Annotated in this window: 6 protein-coding genes and 1 pseudogene; 4 read left to right on the top strand and 3 right to left on the bottom strand. The window is 51.6% G+C overall.

Features of this window, described 5'->3' with window-relative positions; genetic code table 11:
• The 3 genes and pseudogenes from B2310_RS11635 to B2310_RS11625 all read right to left on the bottom strand — a co-directional run.
• Positions 1-260, bottom strand: a pseudogene (locus tag B2310_RS11635) (1,4-beta-xylanase); the annotation flags it as partial.
• Positions 261-374: 114 nt separating this feature from the next.
• Positions 375-1,832: an esterase gene (locus B2310_RS11630; protein ID WP_290731777.1), complete on the bottom strand. Its 1,458-nt coding sequence runs from the start codon at positions 1,830-1,832 to the stop codon at positions 375-377.
• Positions 1,833-1,944: 112 nt separating this feature from the next.
• The gene (locus B2310_RS11625) at positions 1,945-3,492 is read right to left on the bottom strand and encodes a CotH kinase family protein (protein WP_290731775.1); all 1,548 of its coding nucleotides are present in this window, start codon (positions 3,490-3,492) and stop codon (positions 1,945-1,947) included.
• A 234-nt stretch (positions 3,493-3,726) separates the two neighbouring features.
• On the opposite strand from B2310_RS11625, the gene B2310_RS11620 reads away from it, so the two are divergent.
• From B2310_RS11620 to B2310_RS11605, 4 genes are all read left to right on the top strand, one after another.
• Complete coding sequence (locus tag B2310_RS11620; RefSeq protein WP_290731772.1) at positions 3,727-5,844, top strand: family 43 glycosylhydrolase; 2,118 nt, start codon at positions 3,727-3,729, stop codon at positions 5,842-5,844.
• A gap of 498 nt (positions 5,845-6,342) precedes the next feature.
• A complete protein-coding gene (locus B2310_RS11615) occupies positions 6,343-6,696 on the top strand; it encodes a helix-turn-helix domain-containing protein (protein WP_178348792.1) in 354 nt (117 codons plus the stop codon).
• A 332-nt stretch (positions 6,697-7,028) separates the two neighbouring features.
• Positions 7,029-8,810 carry an NUMOD1 domain-containing DNA-binding protein gene (locus B2310_RS11610; RefSeq protein ID WP_290731764.1) on the top strand — a complete coding sequence of 594 codons (1,782 nt, stop codon included), beginning with the start codon at positions 7,029-7,031 and terminating at the stop codon, positions 8,808-8,810.
• Positions 8,811-9,356: 546 nt separating this feature from the next.
• A partial coding sequence (locus B2310_RS11605) for an Hsp70 family protein (RefSeq protein WP_290731761.1) occupies positions 9,357-9,823 on the top strand: 467 nt, incomplete at its 3' end.

Raw genomic sequence — 9,823 nt, 5'->3', positions numbered from 1 at the left:
GCGATACTCGTTTCAGATGTGGTGCCGTCCGGGGCGATACGGATGCGGTGCAGCGTAAGCCCGGCGCCACTGGTGGAGTCCCAAAGGAAGGCTGCATTCTTGTCGGTGATGGAACCGGCCCATGCCGAGGCAGCCCCAAAGCCGCTGATGCGCTGGTATTCCTTGCCGATATCTACGTTAATCGTTGCCGCACTGGCGAGGGTGCCCAAAAACGCGACAAAACCTGCAAAAAAGGGAAATCCCTTAATTGAAAACGACATAAAGCCTCCCATACGAACTTTACTTACTATAAAATAAGTTGAAAAATTCGCTTAATATAGGGCTTTATTCGAATTCGTTTTGATAAATTGACAACAGAATGATGTATTTATCCGCTAGAACTTTTCGAAAAATTCCCACGTAGCTTGCGGCACCCAAGATTGCTGCTGGCCGGGGTCCTTGTGGTCCCAGATGTGGCCGCCGCTCTGCGTGCACCAGCGAACGGGGAATCTTTCCTCGACGGTCGTGTAGTCGTAGCACTTGTGCGGGGCGTTGCGTTGGGCTTCTTCGGCGCGTTCGTTCTTCGCCTTGCCGCCTTCGGAGTTGAGCGTCAAGATGATGTCACGCGCGTTCCGGCCCATTTCAGGGGTGCACATGCCGTCATCGAGTCCGAGCACGCCCATCCAGCCGATTCCCATTTTCTTGCGCTGCGGGAGCCAGATGTTGCGTTCCGCGGTTTCGTAAACGGCCACTGCGCGGAGCACGTCCTGGTGGTTCCACGAAAGGCCATTGCTGAACATGGCGCCGTAGCTGAATCCCGTGGAAAAAACGCGGCTCGAATCGATGCAGAAGTTGCCTTCGAGATATGCGAGGAGTTCGTCAAACAGGAGGTAATCATCCTGCCCCCAGGGCAGCTGGCTTCCATTGCCTTCGGGCGCAACGAAAATTGCGGTTTCGTTCTTGTCAATCCATTTGAGGCCATGATAGCCTTCATCTTGCACGATACTTCCGGCTCCGCCCATGCACTGCATTCCGAAAATGAGTTTGTACGGTTTGTTCTTGTCGTAACTTTTCGGCATGTCGATGCGCACGGTACGCACGCCCTTGCTCCACCTGAAATCAATGTAGGGCTTGTCGCCACGATACTTGTAATCAAGCTTAGTGTCCTTGCCGCAGCCACGAGTGGGAACAGGGTCGTTCTTCAGGCCCCATCCGTATTCGTACTGCGGTTGCGGCGGAGCAGTTTTCTTGAGCGTAAGCGCAAGATTCGTGTCAAGATTGTTGAGCTTTACATTGAGCGTGTCGAAGCCATCGGCAACAACGCGCAGATTGTCCGAATCGCCCACCTTGAGAAGCGCCTTTGCTCCGGACTTCGCGCCGAATGCCGTATTGAAACTTCCATCGGCGACAAACTGGAACGTTTGCGAAGCGCTACCTACGCGGACGCGCGCGAAGTACTTGCCCTGCGCTTTCACGGAAGACTTCATGTCAACTGTCCCCGAGCCGCAGAGAGTTTCATTCAGCAGGCGGTTTCCGAACACGTCGAAAATCTGCACCTGTACCGGAGAATTTTGCCCCTGCGAAAACGATAAAACGCCGTTGTTCACGGAGAGATATCCGACAGCAATCCTGCTCGCCAATGCCTGCGATTCCTCGTCCTGGTGAATCGTGAACGCGCCCGAGGCATCCGTTTTCGCATTGAGGCCTTTTTGAACAAGCAAAACATCTGCGCCACGGATAGCCTTGCCGCCATCGTCGCTCACCTTGCCTGTCAGGGTAAATGCATTTGCCGACATTGCAGACAACGCCATAAGAACGCCAACGGACACACCTGTCCATAGAGTATGATTCATAAAAAGCACTCCTTTTTTGATTTTCTATTCCAGAAAATACTTTTCAAGAAGCGGTTTAGTTCTTATGTAAACTTTTTTGCGTTGACAACGCTGTCCACAAAGGATTTTTCCTTCAATATCCATTCACCACGGCACTGTAGTCCGAAATACGCTTCTGCATCCACGCTTCCAAATCTCTTGCTGCCGCAGCGGAATTTTTCCCCGTATTGTTCCTGCTTTCGGGCCAGGGCCATCGTTCGGCATCGTTCGCCATAGCCACTGCATTTTCTGCAAGGTACACGTTCAGGCGCTCCGAAACTAGCGCAGAAATTTTCGGTGCAAGTTCCGCCCAGCGCGCCTTGTATTCCGCAAGGAATTGTGCGTTAGAGAAAAGGTTCGTGAAAAATCCAGATGCTCCCGAACCGTCCCAGGCATTAGCACCAAAGCCGCCAAACCCGCCTCGGCCTCCAGACGCTCCCGTAGCGCACATGCCCCAGTCATTCTTCTTATCGGCTGTGCAGTTGAACGGGCTTCCGCTCGGGTTCGTACTCCCGAGAATCCACGATTGACTGCCAAAGTATTCCTTCGTCTCTTCGTTCCAGCTGTAACCGAAACCGCCATCAAAATCCCACACGGGCCCAAATACGTACTTGCCTTCCGCAGATGCCTTGTGCAGGTACATGCTACGCGGGGCCTCGAGTTCCACGTTGCGCGTGATTTCTTGCAGAATCAAGAAATCCATAAACGTGCGCACGTCAAGTAACGCCTGCACCGCATCGTAATCGGCAGTAGCAATCGCATCTTCGAGTCTCTTGAAATCGGACCGTATCTGTTCCAGGCTACCTTCCGCAAGCGTCTTCGGGTATTTTACGGCAACAGGCAATTTGTATGTAGCGCTCCAGAAGTTGTCGTTCGCATCGGGAGAAAGTTCCGGACCGTCATCCTGGTCCAAACTCAGGAGGACCCCGTCCGCAGCAACATTCACGCGGCTTTCCGCCTGTTCAACCTGTTCCGTCAACTGGTACAGTCCCTTGTAGTCGCCGTTGATTTCCACTTCCACAAATCGGTTTGCATTCACAAAGTTGAAACTGCCCATCTCCCGCGCGATATCGAAAGCAAGCGCGTTCATCAGGTTCGTCGGGTCGCGAAAATTCGCCAACAACACCCAGTCCTTATTCGCGGCAAGCCCGAGCATTTCGGTCTTTTCCTGAAACTTGATGCGGTAAGGTTTCTTGTCGTACCAGAGTCGCGTAGAATTCCCGCGTTGCTTTATTTTTGCGGCGCTCATCGGAACGTCGGCATATATCCCGTTCCCCGCGACCTCAATGGTACACCCGATGTACGCCGGTTTCTCCAGGCTGTCCGTCCGCGAAAGCACCGAAGCATCGTCCACAAGAATGCGGATGTATGGCACGCCGTTATTTGGCATGGGATTCACAGAAGAACTGCTACTCGAAACGCCAACCGCCGGCATTTCCGCAAAAGAATACTCGGGTTCTTCTGCAGGCACTTCTCCCATGCTTGTAGAAGAAGCGAAATAAACGGGTTCAAAGACCATCGCGTCACTCGATCCGGCACTTTCGACACTAACGCCAGCATCAACGCCAACGGGATCTTCACTACACGCAACAAGCACGCCCGCAAAAATAACCGGAGCAAGCCTCCGGACCAAACAATCCATACATAAACCTCACGGAACGCCAACCCCGCACCTGCATAATTAGATAAATACGGCAAAAAATGCACGTTTTTGCGCCTGCATGCTTAAATTTTTCGTTTAGGAAGTGTGTAAACAACTCTGCAAGACATTCACGCCTATTGTAAAATTGTCAATGATAAGTTAATCCCGGGGCGTTTCGCGGGGCTTTTCGCGATATATCTTTATCACTGGTGTATAACATGTTTGGAGATTAAGATGAAAAATATCTTATTCGTTTCTTCCGTATTGGCCTTGGCTTGTACGGGTTTCGCTCAGAAAATTGTAATTACGACGAACTATACGGCGGACCCAGCGCCCTATGTCCATGGGGATACGGTTTACCTGTACACGACCCACGACGAGGACAATGCCGACGGGTTCATGATGTACGACTGGTTGCTGCACACTTCTACGGACATGGTCAACTGGACCAGTCACGGTGCCGTAGCGAGCCTGGGAGACATCAAGTGGTCCTCTAAAACCAACGGGGCCTGGGCAGAACAGGTCATCGAGCGCGACGGCAAGTGGTTCATGTACGTCCCCATTCACGGCAACGGCATTTCCGTCTTGGTGGCGGACAACCCTTACGGCCCCTTCAAGGAACCTTTGAACAAGGCCCTGGTCTGGCAGCGCGAGCACTGGAACGATATCGACCCTACCGTCTGGATTGACGGCGACGGCCAGGCCTACATGTACTGGGGCAACCCCGACTTGTACATGATCAAGTTGAACAAGGACATGATCAGTACCGAGGGGTCCATCGTCACCTACCCCAAGATCAAGGATTACCAGGAAGGCCCCTGGGTCTATAAGCACGGCAACAATTACTACATGACTTTCGCATCGACCTGCTGTGCGGAAGGTATCGGGTATGCCATGAGCGACAAGATTACGGGCCCCTGGACCTACAAGGGCGACATCATGCCGCATTCTTCGCGCAGTAACGGAAACCACCCGGGTATCATCGATTTCAAGGGGAAATCCTACGTTTTCGGCCTGAATTACGAACTTTGGCGTTACAAGTCCGAGAAGATGGGCCAGAAATACCAACACAAGGAACGCCGTTCTGTCGGCCTTTCTGAAATGAAGTACAACGCCGACGGCACTATTCAAAAAATTGATTATTGGCCGGACAATGGCGTGGCCCAGCTGGAAGATTTCGACCCGTACAAGCGCGTGGAAGCGGAAACCATGTCCTGGGGCGAAGACGTGAGGGTCCGCAAGAGCGGTACCGCCGGCAATACGGTCATCACCAATCTTTCCGAAGGGAAATACACCAAGATTAGCGGCGTGGAATTCGGCGACGCGGGCGCGGAAAGCTTCTCGGCGTCGGTGTTGAGCGTCAAGAAGGCGTCGAGCATCACCGTCCGCCTAGATAAAGTGGATGGCGAAATCGTCGGCAAGGCGGAATTTAGCGCAGACGGCCTCGTGACGGTGCCGCTGACCGGTGCGGTCGGCAAGCACGACGTGTTCTTCGTGTTCGCGGGCGATTTCGAGGCGGACTACTGGGAATTCGAGGACAGCAAGACCTCCATTCCGCAGGGGCCGTTCTGCAAGGCGAAATTCGGCGACCCCGAGGCAAAATGCGACGTGCCGGTCGTGGGCGCGAAGGTCGAGGGCACGGCCAACTTCATCGACTTCGAGAACTACGACGTGGGCGGTGCGGGCAAGGCCTACTACGACATGGATACCAAGAACCAGGGAGGCGAATACCGCGAAGACCGCGTGGACATCGTGAAAAACGGCGACGGATTTGCCGTGGGCTACACGCAGAAGGGCGAATGGCTGGAATACACCGTGAACGTGCAGGCCGGCGGGAAGCTCCCCTTCGAGCTCTGCTATGCGAGCGGCATGGACAACACCGGCGTGCGCCTGTTCATGGACGACGAGGCGATTACCGACACGCTCGCGCTCACGGGCACCGGGGATTTCGACACCTACGGCACCTTCAAGGGAACGACCACCAAGGAACTCACCGAAGGCGAACACGTGCTCAAGGTGCTGGTGACAAGCGACTACGTGAACCTCGACTGGATTGCCTTTGGTGAAAGCGAAGGCAGCGCCGAAGACATCAGGAACGGAACCACGGGCATCGTGCCGAAAATCGCCATAAACGGCGCCGGAGCCGCGGGCATGGCAAATGCTTTCGCGAGGGCCGCAGGCAGCTACAGGGTGTTCGACCTGATGGGTTCTGAGCTCGGGAACATCCGCCTGAACGCCGGCGCGACGCTGACGGACCTCAAGGCCGGACTCAAGACCGCCGACTTCGGGAGCGGCGTCTATGTGGTCCGCAACCCCGCCGGAAAGACCCTGAAACTGCAAGTCGGGGAATGAGTTCTCGCGCATCTTAAACCACGCGCAGCCTCCCCCTCATTAAAAGGCTTGCTTTCATCAACCCGTTTTTGTATATTAAATCTTGACAGGCACCGGTAGCGGATTTCCGCTTACAAGCCAATTTCGACTAAAAAAAGCCGACTTTTGTTATATCCCCAATGAAAATTGGGATTTTCATATATCAAAAGCCGGCTTTTTTGTTTGTTAATGTTAAACCCTATTGACGGATAATCAAAAATTGATTATATTCTACTATGTACAATGTAACCATAACCAAAAAGGCGGATCGTTCGGCGAAAACAATGCCTAGAGCGGAGCAGAACAAGCTGAAGGCTCTACTGCAGTCGCTAAAGGTCTCTGGACCTATACAACCACTTTTCTGGCATTACTCAAAACTAGGCGATAACAGGTATCATTGTCACATCGCCTTGAATTGGGTTGCTTGCTGGACATGCGAAAATGGGTCGATAAATATTGAGGTATACTATGTTGGCAGTCGTGAAAAAGCCCCGTATTGAAATTCGTGCGAAGCACATCCCTGCTCCGCTTGTCAGGTTTTTGAAGGACACCTACAAACCTGAAAACGTGGCGGTCTGCAAAAACGAGGATTCCATTCCCTTCGAGGAGTCTGACTGGTTCAAGAACCTGGATTCCACCCCCGGCGAAATGATTGTCGCGAACCGCGATTTGCGCAACTGGTCGCAGGTCACTCTCGCCGAGAAACTTGGAATTCAGGTCCAGAACCTCTGCGCCATGGAAAACGGACGTAGGGCGGTATCCCGCAAGATGGCGGTAAAGCTCGGCGAAATCTTCGGAACGGATCCCGCAGCCTTCTTTGATTTTAGTAAGTAAAGGGGAAGCCTTCCCCTGGGTCGCACGACGCTAGCGCTGTTGCTCCCTACCCTCTCCCTAGAGGCGCTGCCCCTGCCCCCCCGAACGACATGCCAGACTAGGTTTGGTATATTTTTCTGTATGCTCCAGTTTCAACAACGTAGACCATTCCAAAAATTACTATTTGTTGTATAGAGCATAAGTACAAACCACATTGAACCAGGAAAACGGACATGATTCTGCACCATACAAGAACACTCGACTTCGAAACGTGCAAGGCATCAGCTAGTCGGTTCAAATCTCGGGGTAATTTTTCAAAAGGAGACTCGGTAGCATATCGCAAGTCATGTAAGATGGGATGGATTGACAATTTTTTCCCTGAAAAATACACTCCGGAAAGTCCAAAGGGACGCAAACTAAAGAATCCGAGAAGAAAACTTGACTTCGAGACATGCCGCAAGTCAGCCATGCTTGCTACCGGAAGGAAAGATTTTTCGTTGAAGGATGGGCTGGCATACCGTAAGTCACTCAAGATGGGATGGATTGCAAAGTTCTTCCCCAATAAGATTGTCCGAAAATCCGAGGTAACTTTCGAAAATTGCAAGAAGGTCGTTGACAAACTTTTTGCTGAAGGGAAGTGTCTCGGGAGTGATTTAAGCAGATATAATTCCCATCTCTATAGTGTTGCATGGAAGAACGGGTGGCTCCGCAAGCTCGGGTTCCCTGAACGTGAAGAGGCAATGAAAATTTCCGGTGCGCGACAGCGCAAGTACACCGAGTCCTACGCTACGAAAGTAGCGAAGAAATACATGACTCTCCATGAATTCAGGGATAGGGAACGTAACCTGTATACATGGTGTAGCAAGCAGGGTCTCATGAAGAAGTTCTCTTGGCTCGAGCGTGAAACCAATATATACACCGAGGAACTCATCAATGAAACGGTTTCTAAATATACGGACTATACCAAGTTCTACAAGGAAAATCCGGCAATGTATGGATACATGTGCAAGAACAAATTGCTCCACCTTGCCAGCTCCCTTGAACGCCGTGTGCAATTCCGTGATGGATATGCGCTCGACACGATATACGTGTATGAATTCCCTGAAACCAACCACGCCTATGTAGGAAGGACTGTCGATCTCACCGTACGCGACTGGGACCACCATAATCGCAAGAATGATTCCGTCGTCCGTTATGCTAAGAAAAACTCCCTTGACATCCCGGCACCCAAGGTTCTCATTGAAGACATCACTGTACAGGATGGACCGGAAATGGAACAGAAAATGATAGACCTCTACAAGTCGAATGGGTGGAAACTCATCAATTCCATGAAGGGCGGAAGCTTGGGAAGTATGGGGTACAATAAGAGATGGACAATGGATGTGATGCTCGATACGGCAAGCAAGTTCGAATATTGGGCTGATTTGGAGAAAGAATATCCAAATTTAGTACGTAAGATCCATAGCAAGCATCTCAAGCACCTCTTCTCATGGTTAAAAGAGAAGAAAACCCAGAATGGATTCTGGAAAGACATGAGCGAGGAGGAAGCGCATGAGTATGCGAAGCCGTTCAAGACGATAACGGAATTTGCCGATAAGTATAGTGCCCTAGCGTCATGGGCGAAGGAAAGAGGGTGGACGAAAAAATGGTTCTCTCGCGGAATTACCGGCAAGTTGCCTGTAGAACAGTACACGTTGGACAAAAAGCTAGTAGCTGTTTATGAATCCGGCGAGGCAGCCGCCAAAGCCCTCGGCATAAAACCTCCATGGTTACATCATGTATGTAAATACAAGCCGATGGTAGCCACATGCGGAGGATTTTATGTAAAATATAAAGATAACATTGGCATGGCAAGCAAAGAAGAAATCGAGGTCATGGACACAAAAAAACGCGACTATCGAAAGAAATTCTACCCGAAAAGAAAGGAACGTGAAAATAGCGAGGAATATCTTGCAAAACGCAAGGCCAAACGCAAGGCAAACCGAGAAGCGCTTAGGGCAAAGGGTCGTGAGAATTATTACGCGAAACGTGAAGCTGGCTATCGCTACCGTAAGGACCCTACTACTGGTAAGTCTAGTTGGGTCTTCGTAGGCAACCCGACAACGCCTGATGCGTCCAAGGGAAAGTCGGCGTGAAGCATATTTACAACGCAGTGTTCGTCGCAATTTGCCCACATTTAGCACGAAAAACATGAAATCATTGCTCAATACGTCATCTTTGTATTTTTTTTACAAAAAAATGACTATTTGTAGGGGTGTTAGGGGGTGGAGAGCAACGGAGTGCGAACCAGGGGGTTTTCTCCCCCTCCCCTTTTATGTGGGTCTGGATCCTGCTCCTACGAACCTAACTCAACTAAGGCAACAAGTTGCCTAGTTTCGTATATCGACTACGAGCCTGCAGCTCTCCGCTCAGGATGACACCCGCTGTTTCCATGGGCATATCAATAGGGCAAGGCTGAAGACAGAGGGATGCCTCCCCCACCCTTTCATGGAGTGTTTTAATATGAAACATGCCTTTTTTGCCCCGATTTAGGGGCTTTTCTTGTTTCAGAACGAAACGAAATGGCCGTTTTTTGCCAGTTATTAGCATTTGGCACGGGTTTTGCTTATGTATGGGCGTAAAAAACGCCCCCTTTCGGAATGATTCGCGGGCGGCAAGAATTTAAAAATAGGAGACTCATTATGAGCAAGATTATCGGTATTGACCTTGGTACGACCAACAGCTGCGTGTCCGTGATGGAAGGCGGCAAGCCGGTCGTGATCGCTAACGCGGAAGGTTTCCGCACCACCCCGTCCATTGTCGCTTTCGGCAAGAACGGCGAACGTCTGGTGGGCCACGTGGCAAAGCGCCAGGCTATCACCAACCCCGAAAAGACAATTTACTCCATCAAGCGTTTCATGGGCCGTACCGCCGGCGAATGCTCCGCTGCCGAAAAGAACATGCCCTACAAGCTGGTGGGCACGGGTTCTGACCCGGTTCGCGTGCAGGTGGACGACAAGCAGTTCGCTCCTCCCGAAATTTCGGCCATGGTTCTCCAGACCATGAAGAAGATTGCCGAGGACTACCTGGGCCAGCCGGTGACGCAGGCCGTGATTACGGTCCCCGCCTACTTTAACGACTCCCAGCGTCAGGCTACGAAGGACGCCGG

The organism is Fibrobacter sp. UBA3629 (assembly GCF_002374005.1).
GTDB lineage: Bacteria > Fibrobacterota > Fibrobacteria > Fibrobacterales > Fibrobacteraceae > Fibrobacter.
Note: the sequence above shows the minus strand (reverse complement) of the source record. Positions and strands in the feature narration are given on the sequence as shown.

Bases quoted from the DNA above. Each gene is read 5' to 3' on its own strand.
- B2310_RS11610 (WP_290731764.1), top strand. From the start codon at position 7,029: ATGGGATGGATTGACAATTTTTTCCCTGAAAAATACACTCCGGAAAGT.
- B2310_RS11625 (WP_290731775.1), bottom strand. From the start codon at position 3,492: ATGGATTGTTTGGTCCGGAGGCTTGCTCCGGTTATTTTTGCGGGCGTG.
- B2310_RS11630 (WP_290731777.1), bottom strand. From the start codon at position 1,832: ATGAATCATACTCTATGGACAGGTGTGTCCGTTGGCGTTCTTATGGCG.
- B2310_RS11620 (WP_290731772.1), top strand. From the start codon at position 3,727: ATGAAAAATATCTTATTCGTTTCTTCCGTATTGGCCTTGGCTTGTACG.